Raw genomic sequence first — 20,514 nt, forward strand, 5'->3', positions numbered from 1 at the left:
TACCTCCCAATAAAATTTTCTGACTCCTATTTTAAGGAGTCAGCAAAGTATGTTTGTATTATTTCTATACTATTTCCTACTTTAGATATTTTAATAACTCTAGGAATAATTAAAGTATCTTGATCTTTGTAGCCATTTATAGTAGTTATAGTATATTGTTTGTTTTCTTTTTTAAAAAAGCTCTCTACTTCTTCAGTATGAAGTCCTAATAAGTTATAATAACTTTCCAATATTATACCGCCATTATATCTTGTTCTTTAGCTTTTAATAACGCATCTACTTCTTTTACAAACTTATCAGTTAATTTTTGAACTTCATCTTGAGATTTCTTTAAATCGTCTTCAGTTATATCGCCATCTTTTTCCATTTTTTTAAGTTTATCGTTAGCATCTCTTCTTTCATTTCTTAATCTAACTTTAAACTCTTCTGATACTTTACCAGCTTGTTTAGCTAATTCTTTTCTTCTTTCTTCTGTTAAAGCTGGAACTGATATTCTTATAACTTGTCCATCATTAGTTGGGTTTAATCCTAAATCTGAGTTTCTTATAGCTTTCTCTATTTCAGCCATAGCAGTCTTATCCCAAGGATTTATCATTAAAGTTCTAGGTTCTGGAACTGATATTGCACCTACTTGATTTACAGGAGTTGGTGTTCCATAATAATCAACTCTTATTTTATCTAACATTTGAGCATTAGCTCTTCCTGCTCTTATTGTAGTGAATTCTGATTTAAGAGCTTCTATTGTTTTATTCATTTTTTCTTCTAATTGTTTTTTTACTTGTGCGCTCATTATATTTTCCTCCTTAATAATTTATTATTTTACAGTAGTTCCTATATTTTCACCCATAACCGCTTTTATTATATTCTCTGTAGAAAGTTCAAATACCTTTATTGGTATCTTATTATCCATACATAAAGATGTAGCAGTTGAGTCCATAACTTTAAGTTCTTTTTGTAAAACTTCTATATAACTAAGTTCTGTAAACTTTTTAGCATCCGCATGTACCTTTGGATCTTTATCATATACTGCATCAACATTTTTTGCTAATAATATAACTTCTGATTCCATTTCTGCAGCACGAAGTGCAGCTGCTGTATCAGTTGAGAAGTAAGGATTTCCTGTTCCCGCTCCGAATATAACAACTCTAGATTTTTCTAAGTGTCTAACTGCCTTTCTTCTTATATAAGGTTCTGCTATTTGTCTCATTTCTATAGCAGTTTGCACTCTTGTTAATACATCTATGTTTTCAAGAGCATCTTGTAGAGCCATAGCATTCATAACTGTAGCTAACATTCCTATGTAGTCAGCAGTAGTTCTGTCCATACCTTCTGATGTTCTTCCTCTCCAGAAGTTACCTCCTCCAACAACTACAGCTACTTCTACACCTATACCTTGAATTTGTTTTATAGCATTAGCTATCTCATTTACAACATCATTGTTTATACCAAATCCCTTTTCTCCAGCTAGTGCTTCTCCACTTAATTTAAGTAATACTCTTTTATACATCGGCTTTGTCATTTGAAATCCTCCTTAGTTAATCCACTTTTTAAAAAAGAGAACACCGAAGTGTTCTCTTTTGGTTAATTACTTAAGTTGCTTAGCAACCTCTTCAGCAAAGTTTTCTTCTTTCTTTTCTATACCTTCACCAACTTCGAATCTTACGACTCTAGCAACCTTTATTTCAGAACCTACTTTTTTAGCAACGTCTGCAACTAATTGCTTTATAGTTAAATCTGGGTTTTTAACGAAAGCTTGCTCTACTAAACAAACTTCTTTTAATTGTTTTTCTAATCTTCCCTTTATCATCTTTTCAACTATATTAGCTGGTTTTCCTTCATTTAATGCTTGTTGAGTTAATATTTCTGTTTCATGAGCTATGTAGTCTTGGTCTACGTCATCTTTAGAAACATACTTAGGATTCATAGCAGCAACTTGCATAGCTATATCTTTTCCCATTGCTAATACGTCAGCATCTCTTGCTTCTGTTTCTAATTCAACTAATACACCTATTTTACCACCACCGTGGATGTATCCTGCAACTTGTCCGTTAGTAGATACTTTCTCGAATCTTCTTATGTCTAACTTTTCTCCTATAGTAGCTATTCTGTTGTTTAATACTTCAGATAAAGCTCCTTCTTTATGAGATTCAGCTAATAATCCAGCTACATCTTCTTTCTCAGTAGCTAAAGCCATTTCAGCAACATCTTTAACGAAAGTTTTGAAATCTTCGTTTTTAGCAACGAAATCTGTTTCTGAGTTTATCTCAACTATAGCACCAACTGTGTTATCAGCGTTCATTTCTATAGCAACTAATCCTTCAGCAGCTATTCTATCAGATTTCTTAGCAGCTTTAGATAATCCTTTTTCTCTTAATAAATCTATAGCTCTTTCCATATTTCCTTCAGCTTCTTGTAAAGCCTTTTTACAGTCCATCATTCCGGCACCTGTAGTTTCTCTTAACTCTTTAACCATTTGTGCAGTTATAGCCATTGGTATTCCCTCCTATATATTACTAATGGTAAGGGTATACCCCCTTACCATTAAATTATTTTATTATTCTTGATCTTCAGTTACTTCTTCTTGATCATCAGCTATAGCTTGTCTTCCTTCTATTATAGCAGTTGCCATAGCACCAGTTATTAACTTAACAGCTCTTATAGCGTCATCGTTACCTGGTATAGCAAAGTCTAATTGCTCAGGATCACAGTTTGTATCAACTATACCTATTACTGGTATACCTAATCTGTGAGCTTCTTGTATAGCTATGTTTTCTTTTCTTGGGTCTACTACGAATATAGCAGCTGGTAATTCAGGCATATCTTTTATACCGTTTAAGTATTTCTCTAATTTTTCTTTTTCAGCTCTTAATTTTATAACTTCTTTCTTAGGAAGAACGTTGAATACTCCTTCTTCTTCCATTTTTTCTAACTTTCTTAACTTGTCTATTCTAGTCTTTATAGTTTTGTGGTTTGTTAACATTCCACCTAACCATCTTTCGTTAACGTAGAACATTCCACATCTTTCAGCTTCTTCTTTTATAGCTTCTTGAGCTTGTTTCTTAGTTCCTACGAATAATATAGGTCTTCCAGTTTCAGCTACTTCTTTAGTGAATCTGTAAGCTTCCTCAACTTTTTTAACAGTTTTTTGTAAGTCTATTATATATATTCCATTTCTCTCTGTGAATATATATTGAGCCATCTTAGGGTTCCATCTTCTTGTTTGATGTCCGAAATGAACACCAGCTTCTAATAATTGTTTCATTGATATTACTGCCATTTTTACCTCCTGGTTTTACCTCCGACTTGATCAACTCTCTAAAAAACCCTCTAGGCACCTTTTAGAGATCACATAGTCGTGCGTTATTTTATTTTTTACCTCAGTTAGTATATCATAGCCTATTATAAATTACAATATCTTTTATAAATTTTATATCCTTATTATATATGTACTATTATTTTCTATTTTTCTTCATTTCCCTAAGTAATTATTGCCAAATTTCCAAAAATATATTCAACTTAAATCATAAATCAATTTTTCTTTTTTTTACCCATAAAAAATAAGATAGAGTTAATACTCTATCTTATTTTTTTACTATTTTGAAAACAACATTTTAACTTTAGTAATTAAAGAAGCATCATCAACATCTTTCGCACTAACTATATCAATACTACCCAAGATTTCTCCATTATCAGTATAGTATTTAATCACACCTAGTACATCACCCTCTTTAATAGGATATTCTAATTCTTTTAAAGTTAACTGTGTATTTAAATTTTCTTCATTTCCTAAAATTGTATATAACTCATCTTTAGTTCTAAGCTCTACTTCTAATTCTTCTAATCCCTTTATATATTTTTTACCTATTAAATCATTTTTACGTATTACTTTTTCTGTATGATAATTATCTTTCCCATAATTTAGCATGTCTAATGATGCTGATAATCTTTTATTTTTATGATTAGCACCTAAAGATACACCTATAACTCTATATTTTCGCATATCATTTTGTTTTTTTACATTCATTGAAAATGATAAGCAATATCCTGCATTGCCTGTATATCCAGTCTTAATTCCATCAACATCAGGTATTATTCTTAACAAAGGGTTAGTGTTGTTTTTTTCAAATCCTCTATTTGGATTTGAATAGGTCACCATGTCGGTAACCGATGTAACTTGTTTTTCATAATTATCAAACATATACTTACCAAGGGTTGCAATGTCTCTAGCTGTTGATATATTTTGTTTTGGTTGAGCCTTAGGATTTTGTAAGTCATATATAGGTAGTCCATGAGGATTCACAAAATGAGTATTGCTCATTCCTATATCTTTAGCCTTTTTATTCATAATTTTTACAAACTGCTCTGGACTTTTACCTATATGAGTAGCTATAGCAATTGCTGCATCATTTCCAGAAACTATCATCAACCCTTTCATAAGTTCAATTAACTCTACTTCTTCATTTTCTTTCAAATGATAACTTGATCCTTTTACAGATGCTATTTTTTTAGTTATCTTAATTTTATCCTTAGGACTTACCTGCTTGTTTTCAATAGCTTCTATAGCTATTAAAAACGTCATCATTTTACTTAAACTAGCTAATGGTCTTTTTTCATCTGGATTTTTAGCATATAAAACTCTATTTGTATCTTGGTCTATTAATATAGATGATAAAGAATACTTATCTACTTCCTTTTCTTTTTCTGTTGCAAATATAGTATATGGAGTTACAAATGCTAAAATTAAAATAAATGATATGATTTTCTTTACTCCTAATGTCATTTTTTCACCTTCTTAAGTTAATAAGTATATATTAATTTTTCACTTATTTACCTAAATATATATCTAGTAATTATTTACTATCTTGACATTTTCCTAAAAATTACAGAAGCCCATGATGCTCCCATAGTTACTCCAAGAAAAATTTCTATACTTACTAGAGCTTTTCCAGCTATATTAATTACTATCATATCTCCATATCCTACCGTACTGAATGTAACCATACTAAAATACCATAAATCAATATAATTTTTAATTAACTCATATATATTTTTAACTTCACCTATTTTTATTATTTTATTATTATATTTAACTCCAGTTATCATATATAAAATAGCAAACAAGCTTATTATAAAAAAAGATATTATAAAAATATTTAGAGGCTTTTCTCCATATCCAATTATTATCCTTGATAAAAAATCCATAAATTTAGCATTTATATATTGCATATTACTTCTAAATGCACTTCTTTTTATACATCTGCCTCCATAATATCTTTCCATATAATAATAGTGTCCAAGTTTTTCATAATCTCCAGTTACACTACACTGATTTTTTGCTATTCTATAATTAACCTTTGCATTTTCATAATCATTTTTACTATACTCTATATTTTTCAATAAAACTTTGGAACAGTTACTAAAAATAATACCATCTAATCTAGGCATATTTTTTATATTTTCAAAATAAACCTTTTGACCTTTTATCTTTGAATGGATAAAAATCTTTTCACTAGTTAAATTTTCAGCAAAATCTACATTTTCAAATATACAATCTCCATAAAAAACACAATTTTTAAAAGATACATTACTTTTAAATATGACATTTCTAAAAATAATATTTTTTTCAAATCTACAATTATCAAATATCACATCTTTTTTAAATAAAGCATTAGAAAAATCTATATCTTCATTTTGACTTAACTCATATAATTTGTCTGTATTTATAATAACAACTTCATCAAATATTAAATTAGTATAATCTATGCATTGTTTTTTTTTGAAATTTATATGTGATCTAATCATCGACTATACGTCCTCCAAATTTTATAGTTATTATTTTTTGATATTAATTAAAATTTATTCATAATATAATATTTTAACTCATTGCATAAAAAAACTGTTTCAAAGATAACTTTGAAACAGTTTTATATTATAGTCATCCCAAGCACTAAAAAAGAAACAATCGCAATTGCTCCTAATGCTGCAAATTTACTAAATCTATGTATGTGTTTTTTATTTTTTACATATTCATCCTTATGTACTATTAAATCTTGTTCAATATTTTCATTTTCTTCATCTTTTTCACATATATTTTCAACTTCATATAGATATTCACTTAAGTCTATCATAACTTCTTGAGGCGTTTGATATCTATGCTTTCGACTTAACAGTTTTTTTACTATATTTATAATTTTTTCTGGATTTTTTCCGGTGTCGATTTTTCGCCAGCATATACCCTTGTCCATTCTTTTTATAATTTCCTCTTCACTTTTTGCTTCTCCATAAGGGTGTTCTCCAAATATCAATTCAAATAAAATTACTCCTAAAGCATGAAAATCGCTACTTTTATCTGTATATCCTAGACAAATTTGATGAGGGCACATATACTTTAAGTTTTTAGAAAATCTTTTTATTCCATTATTAAAAATTTTATTATTAGATTTTATAATTCCAATATTACTTAACTTTACATTATATCCTTCATCTATAATTATGTTACTTGGCTGTAGACATCCATGATATATATCATAGCTATGTATTACTTCTAGTGCATTTAATATTTGTCTAAAAATTATAATTATTTCATCCATATTCAATTTATGAAATTTAGTTAATTGGTTCAAAGTGCTACCTTCCATATACTCACTTATAACATAGTATAATTCCGTTCCATTTTCAAGCTTATCCATCCCTACATCTTTTACTTTAAGTATATTTGGCGAGTTAATTTCATTTATAGATGTTGATTCATCAATTAAGTTAGATATAAATTTTTCACTTCTAATTATTCCTTTATCTATGATATTTATAATGACCAGCTGCTTATCGTAAGAATCTCTGCCTTTATATAGACACGAGTTAGAACATCTTCCTATTTCTTCTACAATTTCATACCTTTTTCCTATATATACCAAATAATCTCCCTCCCAATATGCGTGCAAACATTTTCTATCCTTAGTTATATTATAACAATTTTGGAAATAATTGTAATTAATAAGTATTGCATGACCACATTTATATTTTTTTGTGTTATTGTATCGTTTCAGTGTTATTAGTTTATTTTTGTGGTCATACCCATTTATTATTACCTTTAAACTTTTTAAAAATTCTTGAAAATCAATATAGAGGTGTTTTAATCTTTACAAAAATATCCGTATACAATTTAATAGATTCATAGAAGTCAAGCAACTATAATCCTTAAAAATTATATACGGATATATATATATATTATTTAGTATATTATTATTAATTTTATTTTTTCTTGTACGAGCTTGTTGTTATGTACTCTTTTTTTGTTATTTTACCGTTTGAGTCTTTAAACTCTCTATAAGTCTTAACCACTCTACCACTTCCCACATTTTCAGTTACTACACTTATATTTTGTTTATCCTTTGAACTACCATATATAGTACTTGTTACTGTTCCATTATATGCTGAGTTTTTTATGTATATAGGATGTTTATACGGATTTTTAAATTTCAAATCTATAGATCCATAAGCAACCGTTGCATCTTTTCCTTTAGGAGCATACGTAGATGGTAGTGAATGGTTTCTAACATTTGTTATATCAAGTCCTGAGTAAAGCGCTGAATTATATATAGTTGTAGATACTTGACATACTCCCCCTCCAGATCCATCTTGTACCTTACCATTTACAATTACAGGTGCATCTTTATACCCATTAGATCTACTTCTAGGTCCCGTTGATGTATTATATGAAAATTCTTCTCCTGGCATAAGTACTATGTCACTAGTACTATTAGATGCCTTAATTATATTGTAAGCTCTATTAGCCGATGAATTTGTGTATCTAGTACTGTGAGTTGCCAATAATGAGTCTACACTTTTTAACATCTCTGCAGTTATACTTGGTTTCTCGCTTTTTATTGAAAGCGCCATACCACTAAACTTATTCTCAGCTAAGTATTTTTTTATGTTTTCCTTACTAGATTTTTTATCCAGTTCTTGTCCTATAACCTCTGGAGTTATATTAAAACTTCCTGAATCTGATATATATAACTTTGCATCAGCAACTTTTTTATTTGCCTTATTACTTATTTCATCTAATGCTGAGTCTAATTTTTTTTCATTGTATGTCGGATTTATAGCTATTACTTCTTTTTTTCCTCTTTGAAGCGAAATAACTCTTTCTACATTCTTGAAATACGAATCAGTTTTATTAAATTTGTATGCATTATCAACAAACTTATTTACATCGTATTTTAAATCAATTTGATTCGGATTTATTATAAAATTTTTATCATTGTAATCTACATCTATACTCTTAGGCTTGTATTCATTGGCTACAGCTAATTTAGCCTCATTAGGTGTAAGATCTGAAACATTTACATTTCCAATATACATATTGGTAGCTATCTTGCCGTTGTAAATATACTTGTTATTAAATGATTTTATGCCTATAGATGCTATTATTATAAGTGTTAAAATAATTGCTGCTATAATACTTAAATTTTTTTTTGATGTAATATCAAGTCTTACTCTTTCTTTTTTTTCTTCTACTGCTACATTTTGTTGCATTTCATTCCCCCCTACTTTGCTTAAGATAATTATATTTAAATGAACTTTATAAAACAACGTTTCTTAAGTATATGTAACTTTATTGTCACAATTGTAGAGGCTTGTATATTTATATAATAAATTCTCCTATTACAGGATAATGATCAGATAAATCAATACATTTAACTTTATATCTACTCGGTCTTAGATTTTTAGACATAAATATATAATCTATTCTAGATTTACTAGGTTGAAATGTCTCTATATTCTCACAATCAAACAGTACAGCTAAATCATAATAGTCTTTAATTTCCACATCTTTTTGGTTAAAATCACCACATATAATAATTTTTCCTCTTAAATTTTCTACATAATTGTAAATTTCATCAATCTGTATTTGTCTTTCTTCCTCATTTAATCCTAAATGAGTATTTATTATGTTAACTAATTTGCTATTTATAAAAAATTGAGTATGGATAAATCCCCTTTGCTCTTTTTTACTACTTAAATAAAATCCATCTGTGTACTTTACACATTTAATAAAATATATAGCAATTCCATAATTATCACCTTTTAGCTCTACAGTTTTAAAAAAGTAACCTTTTATATTTAAATCATTTAAAATTTTATAATGTATACTCTCCAAAACTTCTTGAAGGCATATTACATCTGCATTTATATTTTTTAAAAAACTTAATAATCCATTTAAGGTATCTTTATTGTGTGCATCCATACCTTTATGAATGTTGTAAGTTATAATTTTCATTTATCCTCCTAAATTTCAGTTGCATAAATTTTAACTTCTTTCTTTTTTTATCCTTGTACATTTACCTTGATTTATAACAAATAAGAATCCCATTTTTTTATATAATTCATCTAGTTCTCCTATGCTAACATCTCCCTTTCTTAGGTTATTTATAGTTATTTCCTCTAGTCTTCTATTTGATATCATCATTGGTTTTTCTCTCCTTCATAAATTAATAATTTATACTATTTATATTCATGTATGTCATTATTTATTACTAAACTTTAACCGAACAACTGTTCCTTCATTACTTATTATAAATCAAACACCTGTTCGTTTTCAATAGAAAAATATTATTTTTTATGTTTTTTTGTCATTTTTTGTGAAGAAAAAAAAAGAGTGCTATATAATAATTTTTAATATTATATAGCACTCTAATTAACTAAGCATTTATTTATTTTATCTATTTTAAGGAATTTTCATATTGTATACAATATACTATATATCATAAATCATATTTTGTCAACACAATAAACTATACTTTTTATATATAGTGTACACATTTTAAAATTTTATAAATTCAAATCTAATTTTTAGTTTTTTTATTATTTAAAAACATGTAATACGATGCTGAAAATATTATTATATATCCTATAAAACTATACTTATCCGGAATCACATTAAATACTACTATACTTATAATAGCTGAGAATATTATATTTGAATAATCAAATATAGATATTTCCTTAGCCGGTGCATATTTATATGCAAGTGTTACTCCGAATTGTCCAATACTTGCAAAAACTCCTCCTAAAACTAAGTATACAAATTGTATAATTGTCATAGATTTGTATGACATAATGGCAAATGGAAATATTGAAACAGTTGAAAATAATGAAAAGAAAAATACAACAGTGTAAAATTTTTCTTTTCCACCAAGAACTCTTAGGCAAGTATACGCTGCTGCTGCAAATATTGCCCCTAAAATCCCTGCAACATATGGTATTATATCAAAATTCAGAGTAGGTTTTATTATAAACAAAGCTCCTATAAATGCTATTATTACTGCTATAGCTTGATTTGACTTAATTTTTTCTTTTAAAAATATAGCTGAAAAAATTATTACAAAAAATGGACTTAGTTTATTTAACATGTTTGCATCTGATAAAACCAATCTATCAATAGCGTAAAAATTTAGTATTATTCCTAAAGTCCCAAATATAGACCTTAAAATTAATATTTTTCTATTTTCTTTACTTCCAAACGCGCTTTCTTTGTATTTTAGTATTAATGAAAATGCAATTATACATGATACTAAATTTCTAAAAAAGGTTTTTTGGATACTAGGTAAATCACCCGATAGCTTTATAAAAGCTGACATCATTGCAAACCCAAATGCAGATAAAATTATAAATACAATTCCTTTATTTCTATCACTTAAATTATTTAATTTTCCCAAATTTCACACCTCCGTAGCTAAATATATATTGTATACAGTATAACATATAATAAAAGGTGTTTTTACAATATCTTCTTAGCTTCTATTATTCTTTGTATTATCGTTATAAATATAATAGCCGAAAATAAATTTGTAAAAATTACTATATAGTTTGGAACTAGTATCATTAAACTAAACATTAAAAACCCTTCACTTCTTTCAGCAACTCCAGCTTGATAATAAAAAGATTTCATACCTTTTTTTTCTACTAAAGCTCCTACTGTCAAAAATATAGTCATTGAAATTATAATACATATAAGTAGCACAATAAAATTAATTCTTGCATTTGAGTACCTCATTGCTAATGATAATATTATAGAAGTTTCAACAATTCTATCAAAAGTTATATCCATTAATGTTCCAAATAAAGATGTTGTTTTTGTTTTCCTAGCTATAGAACCATCTACAGCGTCTAAGTATCCTGAAATCCAAAGAGTTATAACTGCAAGTATATTCATATCTATATATATAAATACACTTGTCAATATTCCTAAAAGCAAAGCTATAACAGTTACATTGTTTGCAGTTAAATTTAGTTTAATAAAAAAATTAGCTCCACAATTTATAATTGGATCTACATACTTTCTACCGTGTGTATCTAACATAATTTCACCTACTTCTTCTGTGTATTTATAAACTTATTTTTTAAAACTATTGACGATAAAATTAGCAGTATAAGTGCCATTATTGATAGATAAAAACTATTGCTACCTATATCAACCGATTGAGCCCCAATATTTGTAAAGACAAGAATACCCGGAATAGTACCTATTATAGTTGCAAATATAAAATCTCTATATTTTATATTTGTAAGACCCGCTCCATAACTAATCACATCAAACGGAAACAACGGTATAAGCCTAAGTAATAAAATCACAAAAAAACCTTTTGTGTTTATCATTTCTTCTATATAATCTAATTTTTCTTTCGTAATTTTTTTCACAAAATTTCTTCCAAGTTTTCTAGATATATAAAAAGATAAACTCGCCCCTAAAAGGGCTCCTATAAGTGTGTATATATATCCTTTAGTTAATCCAAATATAATTCCTCCTCCAATTGCTAAAATTGAATCTGGAAAAAGAGTTAAAGGTACTAATGCAAACATTATAATATATACTAAAGGTGCTAGTTTCCCAAATGAAGTAACATACTTTTGTATATCATTTGGTCCTATATCCATGTTTAAAATTTTGTATATAACACTTCCAATTACAAAAATTACAATTCCCGATAACAATACTTTTAAAAATTTACTAAATTTATAATTCATACCAACCTCCAATTAATTATTTGCATAGTGTAGTTGTTTTATATCTTGTAATCCATTTATTAAGTGTTTTTGTCTTAGATTGTGTAAATAAATTTTTGTTTATAACTTCTTCATTGAATAGTAAATCTAATATATGGAGTATATTTTTATTTGAATTTAACAATGATTCACAGCATGATTCACAATAACAAACTATATTTTCACACACAGTCTCATCAGCCCTACTATTCATCTGTTTTAAAGCAAGTTTATAATTTGTTACTCCAACCATACCTCCAGCTCCACAACAAACAGTATCTTTTTTATTATTTTTAAACTCAATTATATTTAAACCTAACTCACTTAAGATCCATCTAACACTTTCATGTATTTGTTTTTCATGTCTTGTAGAACATGAATCATGAATTGCTACCTCTATTCCTTCATACTTATGTTTCAAATTATCAGGAACTCCAATTTCATTTATAACTTCATATACAGTCTTTATCTTAACATTTTTACTGTAATTTTTTATAGTGTTGTAGCAATTCGGACATGCAACTATAATCTCTTCTATTCCTTCTTTTTTTATATATTTTTCTAAACTAGAATAATATTTTTCAAACTTATCTTCATCTCCCATTGATAATGTTGGTTTCCCACAACATTTCAAGGTCATTCCAATATTGGTATAGTATTGTTTTAAGTATTCATATGTTTTCAAAACTATATCTTCACTATAACCACTTAAACTACATCCTGGTAAAAATACAGTTTTATTATTGTTAGTTTTTAAATTTTTTGAAAATATAGGTGAAAAACTATTCATTTGATGAAACCTAACAACTTTATATCCATCTCTTTTTACTTCTTGTTTATTGTTTAAAACTGCATATTTTCGTATTTTATAAAATGTAGATTTTAGGTCTATCCCTTTGGGACACTTACTCGTACATAATCCACAAAGCATGCATGAGTATGCAACTTTTCTTATATCTATACTACCCGTTAAAATCCTATTCATTAAATCCTTTGGTGAGTTCTCAAACTCTTTCATCATAGGGCAATTATAAAAACATAGCTTACAATTTATACATTTATTTTCATCATCTTTAACTTTATTTTTTAAATTTTCATTTAGCTCCATTCATCCTCACCTCTCATATATACAAAATGAAATATCCCAAAATTTGATTAACAAATTTGGGATATTTCTTATACTAAATATTAACTAACTTTATTTTTATCATTATATATTTTCTTTAGTACATATATCAAAACACTTATAGCACTAAGTGTAAGAATTCCCATCATCATTAATTTAGCCCCACCAGTAAGCATATCACCAACATACGAATATATTATAGTCGCTGGAAGCTGACCAATTCCAGTAGCTATAAAAAATGATACAAAGCTCATAGATGTTAATCCTGCCGCATAACTAACTAAATCAAATGACATAAATGGAAGTAATCTTGCTATTAATATTGTATGTTTTCCATATTTATTAAAAAATTCATCCACACTATCAATTGCAAACTTACTTGTAAGTTTTCCTACTGTATCTCTTCCTAAAAATCGTGCTATATAAAAGCATAGTGCTGCCCCTGCCATCGCACTAGTCCAAGAAAGAAGTGCCCCTTTTACCCATCCGAATAATGCTGCATTTGCAAATGTTATTAAAAATGCAGGCAATGGAGCGGCTACGGACTGAAGTATCATTAAAATAAATGATATAATTGGCGCCCAGATTCCAAATGATAAAATATACTGTTTTAAGCTTTCTAAATTTAACATACTTAAATAAAATATCATTTGATTTATAAATCTATTAACAGGTCCTATAAATAAGTATATACCTATAATCAAAAGTAAAACTCCTATTTTTACAACTAAAGATTTTTTCCTCATATTTTACCTCTTATTTCTCAACAGGATTAGTTTTATCTCCTGCCCACTCATAGTAAGATGCATCATAGTTTTTAACATTATCATACCCTATTGACTTTAATATTAATGCCATATGTCCTGATCTAATTCCAGATGTACAATAAGTAACTATTTCATCATCTTTATTTATACCTGCATCTTTGAATAGCTTTTCTAAATCTGCTTTAGATTTTATAGTCCCATCTTCATTATACACTTCATTAAATGGTATATTTATAGATTTAGGTATATGTCCACCTCTAGCTTCTCCAAACTTAGTAGCACCATCATACTCATCTTTTTCTCTTGTATCTATTATTTTAACATCATTCATTTTTTCTTTTAACGTCTTTGTATCTATATTTATATCATTTTTAAGTTCTTTTATAACATACTCTGATTTCTTAGGATCTACTTTTTCTTTAGATATTTCTTCTCCGTTAGATTTCCAAAGGTCCATTCCTCCGTTTAACATTCTAACATCTACTCCACTTTCTTTGAACATCCAAGCTAGTCGTCCGTCTTCACCCCATCCATTTTTCTGAGCATAAACAATAACTTTTTTATCTTTATCGATTCCAAGGTCTGAATATATCTTAGATAATTGTTCTTTATCTAAAAGAGTTCCCCAATCCTTGTCTCCTGCTTTGCCTTCCATTTTGCAAAAACTTTGCCAAGCTACATTTATAGCTCCTGGTATATGACCTTTATTATAGTCATCTTCACTTCTAGCGTCTATTATCAATATATCTTTATTCTTTAAATTTTTATTTAACCAGTCTACACTTGTGAAATATTCATTATTTTCATATGTATAATCCTCTTTTGTTGTTTTTACACTTTGTTCCTTATTTGTAGTGTTAGTGTTTTGTTCATTTTTTTTATCAGCACAACCTACTACTAACCCGCTAGTTATTAATAATGAACTAACTATTAATATTGCTTTTTTACTTCTAATATTCATATGAATCCTCCCAAATAATTTTCAAGAATTTTTTGTCACTTTTTGTATTACATCTTGGATTATATCATAATACATATTACATCAATTATAGAAAAAATCTATATATTCATTGTTTTATATAGTTTTAATCTATTTAACTTGCTAAATCTGAAGTTTAAATAGCAATAAAAAAGATCAGATTCAAATCTGATCTTTTTTATTGCTATTTAAACATTTTTTTACTAGCTTTTTTCATATCTTTTGCAACTTTTTCTCCTGCATGTTCTACTGAGTTTGAAAAAGATTGTATACCTTTTGACATATCATGGCCTAGTTCTTCCATTTTATGTCCCATTTCTTTAAACATTTTATTTTTCTTAGCCATCATTTTCACCTCTTTATCATTTTATAAATTATTTTGCTCACAATTTATATTTCTATTCTTCCTAAAGAGGCAAGGCTTTAAATATCTATATTAAAAATTTAAGTATAAATACAAATCCTATAATTACTGTAGTTATGCTTATTTCTTTAGCTCTACCAGAGAATAATTTTAATATTATATAAGATATAACACCAAATACTATACCATCAGCTATAGAGTATGATAAAGGCATCATTATTATAGTTAAAAATGCTGGAATAGCTTCTGTAAAATCTTCTAAATTTATTTCTTTTATAGGCTCTATCATAAATAGTCCAACTAATACTAGTGCCGATGCTGTAACAGCTGGAGTTATTATAGAAAATAAAGGTGCAAAGAATAATGCTAAAAAGAACATAACTGCAGTTGATACAGCTGTAAGACCTGTTCTTCCACCCTCTGCAACTCCTGATGCACTTTCAACAAAAGTACTTACTGTACTTGTCCCTAAACAAGCTCCTATAGTAGTTCCTACTGCATCTGCAAATAATGCTTTTTTAACGTTTGGTACTTTACCATTTTCATCTAACATTTTAGCTTTTGTAGCAACTCCTACTAAAGTCCCTATAGTATCAAACATATCCATAAATAATAGTGTAAATAACACTATAACCATATCTAAAGAGAATATGTTATGCCACTCAAAGCTAAGTACAGTTGATGAAATTGAAGGAGGCATGCTCATTACTTTTGTTGGTATATCTATAACACCCATAGGTATTCCAATTATAGTTGTAACTATCATTCCTATAAATAATGCACCTTTTATGTTTTTAGCTAATAATACAGCTGTTATTAATATACCTATTAAAGCTAATAATCCAGTTCCTGAAACTATATTTCCAAGAGCTAATATAGTTCCTCCACCTTCAGGGTGAACTATAACTCCAGCTCCTTCTAATCCTATTAGTGAAATTAATAGTCCTATACCTACCGAAATAGCTTTCTTTATATTATTTGGAATAGAATCAACAATAGCTTCACGCACATTAAATAATGTTAACATTATGAATATAAGTCCTTCTAAGAATACTGCTGTTAATGCAAATTGATATGAATATCCCATTCCTATTACTATCGTATATGCAAAAAATGCATTTAATCCCATACCTGGGGCTAAAGCAAATGGTAATTTCGCATATAATCCCATCATAAGAGTAGCTATAACTGCAGATAAAGCTGTAGCTGTAAATACCGCTCCATAGTCCATTCCTGCTGCAGATAGTATACTAGGATTTACTATTAATATGTACGCCATTGTCATAAAAGTAGTAATACCTGCTAAAATTTCTGTTTTTATCGTAGTATTATTTTCTTTAAGTTTAAAATACTTCTCCATTTACGTCCTCACTCTTTCTGTCGAATTTTGTTTTTTCACAGAACTCTATCATATCATATTTTAAATTTTTATGCACATTTTTTCGAATATTTTTTTGTTTTTGTATATTTATGTATGTGTTTTTATTTTATACTTTGTATTATTATGTAATTGAAAATGTTTTTATATTCATCTATAATTAAATATTGAACTTAATTTTTTAATGTTATGGGAGGAAATTGTAAAATGGAAATAAAAAGATATGAAGGCACTGGTAGAATGAGTAGGGCAGTTGTACATAACAACACAATATATTTATGTGGTCAAACACATGGAGAAGGTGATGTTAAGGAACAAACTAAGATGGTATTACAAAAAGTAGAAGATTTACTAAATAAATATGATTCTGATAAAGATCATATATTATCTGTAACTATATATTTAAGAGATATGGAAGACTTTGCTGATATGAACTCTGTTTGGGATGCTTGGGTAAACGAGGGTTCTGAGCCTGCTAGAGCTTGTGTTGAAGCTAGATTAGCTAGAGAAGCTTTATTAGTCGAGATGTCTGTTACTGCAGCAGTTAAATAATTAAGAGTAAAAGCTATAAAACACAAATTTATTTGTATTTTATAGCTTTAAAATTAAATTTCACTATTTTTTAATATAAAGTTTATACTATCCTCGGGTTTATTCTCTATATATTCTCCCATATACAAGGTATTCCCATTTTTTTCATCTACTACAACTATAGTATTTTTCAAATCATCATCACCAGAGTACTCTCCTCTAATAGCCTTATAACTTCCCATACAAAGATACAGCTTTTTATTTATAACTCTAAAAGATTCTATATGTGACATTTCATTTAATTTTTCAACTTTATACTCTTTGTTTTTATCTATTTTATTATTTTTCAAATCGATTGTGTATTGAATTATATTTGTATAACTCTCATCTCTATCATTTTTGTTAAGTAAATATAACTTTCCATTTTCTATGCTATATTGAATTGTATCTGTATCGATTGATTCAATGTCCTTATTATTAATTATAGGTCCTTCCATATATTCAAATTTATTTTTTTCCATATCATAATAAATTAAATATACTTCTCCATTTTTCTTTTTATCATTGGGATAAGTTTCTATTGTTGAATACAATTTATCATCATATTCAAAACATATTTGATTATTACTTATTATTATTTCACTATCTTTTTTCTTTTGAACAAATTCTCCAACTTTATCAATTTCTTTTTTATTTAAATTAAATTTATAAATATCAATCGCTACATCACCACTACCTGTAATATTTCCTTTTGCAGAGTACTCAACATCTTCAGATACACTAGATAATATATATATATCTTCATTTTTAATACCAACCGTTAGTCCATAAGAAAAATTACTTTCTCCATCAAAACTTTTTGGTAAATTTAAATCATATTCTTCAACATTACCACTCTTAAGGTTTTTATTAACTATTTTAAAACTTAAGTTAGCATCTCCTGTACCTGTATAGTTTATTCCTGTATCCTCTATGTAGCCTATATTTTCTTCACTACAATATCTCTGATTATCTTGATGTACATTTTTAAACATTTCTTTATGTTCATCTTTCACCTTAATATTTTCGCTTAGGTTGTATATTGACTTTGAATTCTTTTTCACTGTAAATTTATCTTTTGATGTTATAGTTTGAACATTTCCATACAATCCATTTTTAGTTTGAGATATAAATAATACATCTCCGATTTCATTCCTCTCTCCCTTTATATCTACTAATTCATGCTTTGGTTGATTTATAACAACCCCTAATAAAACTAGTATAAAAGAGAATACTGCTAATCCTAAAATTGTAATTGATAATTTTTTATTCATATAAATCCTCCTTTATACACAAACCCTTTTATTTATTAATCTATACGAAATCAATATTGATACCATAAGCAATACAATATAATACATTATGTGATTTAGTAGTAAGTTTCCTAAGATCCCACTATCTAATCCTATTATAAATACATATCCTATTATAGTAATTAAAATATATCCAACCCCTAATAATACTCCAACTTTTTTAAATGATCTTTCTATTAACACTCCAGTAAATATAACTACAACAGCAAGTATTACCCCAAATAAATCTATCATTAAAAAATCTAATAAGTATGCCGATACTACATTTATTTGATTAACTGACTGCATCATATTAGAGTATACGTTCGCAAAATTTGGAGAACTTATTCCAGCAAGTATTTTTATAATATTTAAATCAATATACCAAAATAAAAATTGACATGCGATCGCTCCATATATCATAACAATTACCATAATTAGCTTAGCTAGATATATATTAAATCTTGGTTGTGGAAGGCTTAATAATGTATATATGGTTTTACTTTTTGAATAATAGTCTCTATACCATATAATAGTTGCATATAATAAGCAAAATAATATAGCTACACCTAAAGCCATACTTCCGTATACGTATATATCATTTTTTGTAAATTCATTTATAAAACTATAACCTAAATTAGTTTTCAATATATCTATATTCATAGGCAAATTATTTTCTAAACTAATCCTTTTTACAGAATCATATAAAGTTTTCATAACTCCAGCTAAATTAGCTATAAATAACGTTCCTATAAGCAAGAAGTACAGTTTGTATATTCTTTTAAACTCTATATTATATAAAGTGAGTATCCTATTCACCTTTATATACCTCCCTCATTTTATCTATTATTGATTTTCCTTCTTCTTCACGAGTCTTTTCTGCATTGAAAACTAGAGAAAGTTTCCCCTCATCAATAAGAATTACGTCATCTGCTATCATTTCAATTTCAGCAATTTCATGAGTGGTTATTATTATACTTTGTTCATCACCTACATACTTAGTCATTACACCTAAAAAATCTTCTCTTTTAAATATGTCTATTCCTGAAAATGGTTCATCTAATATAGTATACTTAGCATTTTGAGCAAAGCCTAGTATAATTTTAACCCTAGCAATATTTCCCTTTGAAAGCTCTGAAATTTTTTTATCATCAGTCAAATTGAACAATTTCAGCATATCATATGCTTTTTCTCTATCCCATTTTTTATAAAATTCTTTCATAAATTCAAAACTTTCTTTTATCGTAAGTTGTGCAAAATAGTTGTCCACATCTGGGACAAAAGCTACTTTTTCATATGTTTTATAATCTATTTTTTCTCCATCTATTAATATTTCACCTCTATCTAATTTTACAAGTCCGCATATAGATTTCAAAATAGTCGACTTTCCAACACCGTTTATTCCTAAAATGCAAGTTATCTTTCCCTCATGGATTTCAAAGGATATATTGTCTAATGCTTTTACTTTTTTGTACTTTTTACTAGCATTTTTAATTTCTATCAAATTTACCCCTCCTAAAACCTATCATTTATTATGTTTATAACTTCTTCTTTTTTAACATTTATAGCTTTCATGCTTGCTATAAACGAATCCATGGATTCATTTATCAAATCTTCCTTTATTTTTGTTATTATAGAACTATCATCCGTTATGTTACTTTGATAGTTTCTATGAGTCGTTATTATCCCCATTTCTTCCATTTCTTTATATGCTTTTTGAACAGTATTTGGGTTTACTTTTATCATAACTGCCATATCTCTCCTTGACGGTATGATATCTCCTATTCCTAATTCGCCTATTACAATTTGTTGCTTTATATATCGTATAATTTGAATATATACTGGTTCTTTATCGTTTGGAATAAAACTCATAATTTTCACCTCCGTATCACTGTACCATGCAAATAGTACACCTCTAAGTGTATTATATATATAGTACACTTAGAGTTCAACTGTAAATTTAAGTAATAAAGTCATTTATATATATAAA

General features: G+C 27.5%; 24 protein-coding genes. 1 reads left to right on the top strand and 23 read right to left on the bottom strand.

Features of this window, described 5'->3' with window-relative positions:
* Window positions 1-26: 26 nt before the first annotated feature.
* From KXZ80_RS11285 to KXZ80_RS11375, 19 genes are all read right to left on the bottom strand, one after another.
* Entirely contained in the window at window positions 27-230 is a 204-nt protein-coding gene (locus KXZ80_RS11285; RefSeq protein ID WP_021429454.1) for a hypothetical protein, read from the bottom strand.
* 2 nt (window positions 231-232) lie between these two features.
* Window positions 233-790, bottom strand: coding sequence for a ribosome recycling factor (frr, locus tag KXZ80_RS11290; RefSeq protein ID WP_021433572.1), 558 nt, complete (start codon window positions 788-790; stop codon window positions 233-235).
* A gap of 24 nt (window positions 791-814) precedes the next feature.
* The gene (pyrH, locus tag KXZ80_RS11295) at window positions 815-1,519 is read right to left on the bottom strand and encodes a UMP kinase (protein WP_021429515.1); all 705 of its coding nucleotides are present in this window, start codon (window positions 1,517-1,519) and stop codon (window positions 815-817) included.
* A 66-nt stretch (window positions 1,520-1,585) separates the two neighbouring features.
* The gene (tsf, locus tag KXZ80_RS11300) at window positions 1,586-2,491 is read right to left on the bottom strand and encodes a translation elongation factor Ts (RefSeq protein WP_021433573.1); all 906 of its coding nucleotides are present in this window, start codon (window positions 2,489-2,491) and stop codon (window positions 1,586-1,588) included.
* Window positions 2,492-2,554: 63 nt separating this feature from the next.
* Window positions 2,555-3,277, bottom strand: coding sequence for a 30S ribosomal protein S2 (gene rpsB / locus KXZ80_RS11305; RefSeq protein ID WP_021433574.1), 723 nt, complete (start codon window positions 3,275-3,277; stop codon window positions 2,555-2,557).
* Between the two features lie 315 nt (window positions 3,278-3,592).
* On the bottom strand, window positions 3,593-4,780 hold the full coding sequence (locus tag KXZ80_RS11310) for a D-alanyl-D-alanine carboxypeptidase family protein (RefSeq protein WP_021433575.1): 1,188 nt from the start codon (window positions 4,778-4,780) through the stop codon (window positions 3,593-3,595).
* A gap of 77 nt (window positions 4,781-4,857) precedes the next feature.
* Entirely contained in the window at window positions 4,858-5,802 is a 945-nt protein-coding gene (locus KXZ80_RS11315) for a potassium channel family protein (protein WP_021433576.1), read from the bottom strand.
* A 122-nt stretch (window positions 5,803-5,924) separates the two neighbouring features.
* Entirely contained in the window at window positions 5,925-6,914 is a 990-nt protein-coding gene (locus KXZ80_RS11320) for a protein kinase domain-containing protein (RefSeq protein WP_021433577.1), read from the bottom strand.
* Window positions 6,915-7,251: 337 nt separating this feature from the next.
* Entirely contained in the window at window positions 7,252-8,538 is a 1,287-nt protein-coding gene (locus tag KXZ80_RS11325) for a VanW family protein (RefSeq protein ID WP_021433578.1), read from the bottom strand.
* Between the two features lie 109 nt (window positions 8,539-8,647).
* Window positions 8,648-9,283 (bottom strand): endonuclease/exonuclease/phosphatase family protein, encoded by a 636-nt coding sequence (locus KXZ80_RS11330; RefSeq protein ID WP_021433579.1) that lies wholly within the window; start codon window positions 9,281-9,283, stop codon window positions 8,648-8,650.
* A gap of 30 nt (window positions 9,284-9,313) precedes the next feature.
* Window positions 9,314-9,472 (bottom strand): hypothetical protein, encoded by a 159-nt coding sequence (locus KXZ80_RS11335; RefSeq protein ID WP_021429484.1) that lies wholly within the window; start codon window positions 9,470-9,472, stop codon window positions 9,314-9,316.
* Between the two features lie 376 nt (window positions 9,473-9,848).
* Window positions 9,849-10,721: a DMT family transporter gene (locus tag KXZ80_RS11340; protein ID WP_021433580.1), complete on the bottom strand. Its 873-nt coding sequence runs from the start codon at window positions 10,719-10,721 to the stop codon at window positions 9,849-9,851.
* Window positions 10,722-10,783: 62 nt separating this feature from the next.
* Window positions 10,784-11,365, bottom strand: a complete 582-nt coding sequence (locus KXZ80_RS11345) for a CDP-alcohol phosphatidyltransferase family protein (protein ID WP_021433581.1) — start codon at window positions 11,363-11,365, stop codon at window positions 10,784-10,786.
* An 8-nt stretch (window positions 11,366-11,373) separates the two neighbouring features.
* Window positions 11,374-12,030, bottom strand: coding sequence for a TVP38/TMEM64 family protein (locus tag KXZ80_RS11350; RefSeq protein ID WP_021433582.1), 657 nt, complete (start codon window positions 12,028-12,030; stop codon window positions 11,374-11,376).
* A 16-nt stretch (window positions 12,031-12,046) separates the two neighbouring features.
* The gene (locus KXZ80_RS11355; protein WP_021433583.1) at window positions 12,047-13,156 is read right to left on the bottom strand and encodes a (Fe-S)-binding protein; all 1,110 of its coding nucleotides are present in this window, start codon (window positions 13,154-13,156) and stop codon (window positions 12,047-12,049) included.
* An 80-nt stretch (window positions 13,157-13,236) separates the two neighbouring features.
* Window positions 13,237-13,920: a TVP38/TMEM64 family protein gene (locus tag KXZ80_RS11360; protein ID WP_021433584.1), complete on the bottom strand. Its 684-nt coding sequence runs from the start codon at window positions 13,918-13,920 to the stop codon at window positions 13,237-13,239.
* Window positions 13,921-13,930: 10 nt separating this feature from the next.
* Window positions 13,931-14,902 carry a sulfurtransferase gene (locus tag KXZ80_RS11365; RefSeq protein ID WP_021433585.1) on the bottom strand — a complete coding sequence of 324 codons (972 nt, stop codon included), beginning with the start codon at window positions 14,900-14,902 and terminating at the stop codon, window positions 13,931-13,933.
* Between the two features lie 202 nt (window positions 14,903-15,104).
* Window positions 15,105-15,269 carry a hypothetical protein gene (locus KXZ80_RS11370; protein ID WP_021433586.1) on the bottom strand — a complete coding sequence of 55 codons (165 nt, stop codon included), beginning with the start codon at window positions 15,267-15,269 and terminating at the stop codon, window positions 15,105-15,107.
* Between the two features lie 82 nt (window positions 15,270-15,351).
* The gene (locus KXZ80_RS11375; protein ID WP_021433587.1) at window positions 15,352-16,644 is read right to left on the bottom strand and encodes an NCS2 family permease; all 1,293 of its coding nucleotides are present in this window, start codon (window positions 16,642-16,644) and stop codon (window positions 15,352-15,354) included.
* A 225-nt stretch (window positions 16,645-16,869) separates the two neighbouring features.
* Here KXZ80_RS11375 and KXZ80_RS11380 point away from each other — a divergent pair, with 225 nt between their 5' ends.
* Window positions 16,870-17,214 (top strand): RidA family protein, encoded by a 345-nt coding sequence (locus KXZ80_RS11380; RefSeq protein WP_021433588.1) that lies wholly within the window; start codon window positions 16,870-16,872, stop codon window positions 17,212-17,214.
* A gap of 53 nt (window positions 17,215-17,267) precedes the next feature.
* Here the strand turns inward: KXZ80_RS11380 and KXZ80_RS11385 are convergent, their stop codons facing one another.
* The 4 genes from KXZ80_RS11385 to KXZ80_RS11400 are packed head-to-tail and all read right to left on the bottom strand — an operon-like array spanning window position 17,268 to window position 20,396.
* On the bottom strand, window positions 17,268-18,506 hold the full coding sequence (locus KXZ80_RS11385) for a hypothetical protein (RefSeq protein ID WP_021433589.1): 1,239 nt from the start codon (window positions 18,504-18,506) through the stop codon (window positions 17,268-17,270).
* 12 nt (window positions 18,507-18,518) lie between these two features.
* Window positions 18,519-19,343 (bottom strand): hypothetical protein, encoded by an 825-nt coding sequence (locus KXZ80_RS11390; protein ID WP_021433590.1) that lies wholly within the window; start codon window positions 19,341-19,343, stop codon window positions 18,519-18,521.
* Window positions 19,336-20,028: an ABC transporter ATP-binding protein gene (locus KXZ80_RS11395; protein ID WP_021429577.1), complete on the bottom strand. Its 693-nt coding sequence runs from the start codon at window positions 20,026-20,028 to the stop codon at window positions 19,336-19,338. The genes KXZ80_RS11390 and KXZ80_RS11395 overlap by 8 nt, the downstream gene beginning before the upstream one ends.
* A gap of 11 nt (window positions 20,029-20,039) precedes the next feature.
* Window positions 20,040-20,396, bottom strand: a complete 357-nt coding sequence (locus KXZ80_RS11400; RefSeq protein WP_021433591.1) for a GntR family transcriptional regulator — start codon at window positions 20,394-20,396, stop codon at window positions 20,040-20,042.
* Between the last annotated feature and the right edge of the window lie 118 nt (window positions 20,397-20,514).

This window comes from Paraclostridium bifermentans, assembly GCF_019916025.1.
Taxonomy (GTDB): domain Bacteria; phylum Bacillota; class Clostridia; order Peptostreptococcales; family Peptostreptococcaceae; genus Paraclostridium; species Paraclostridium bifermentans.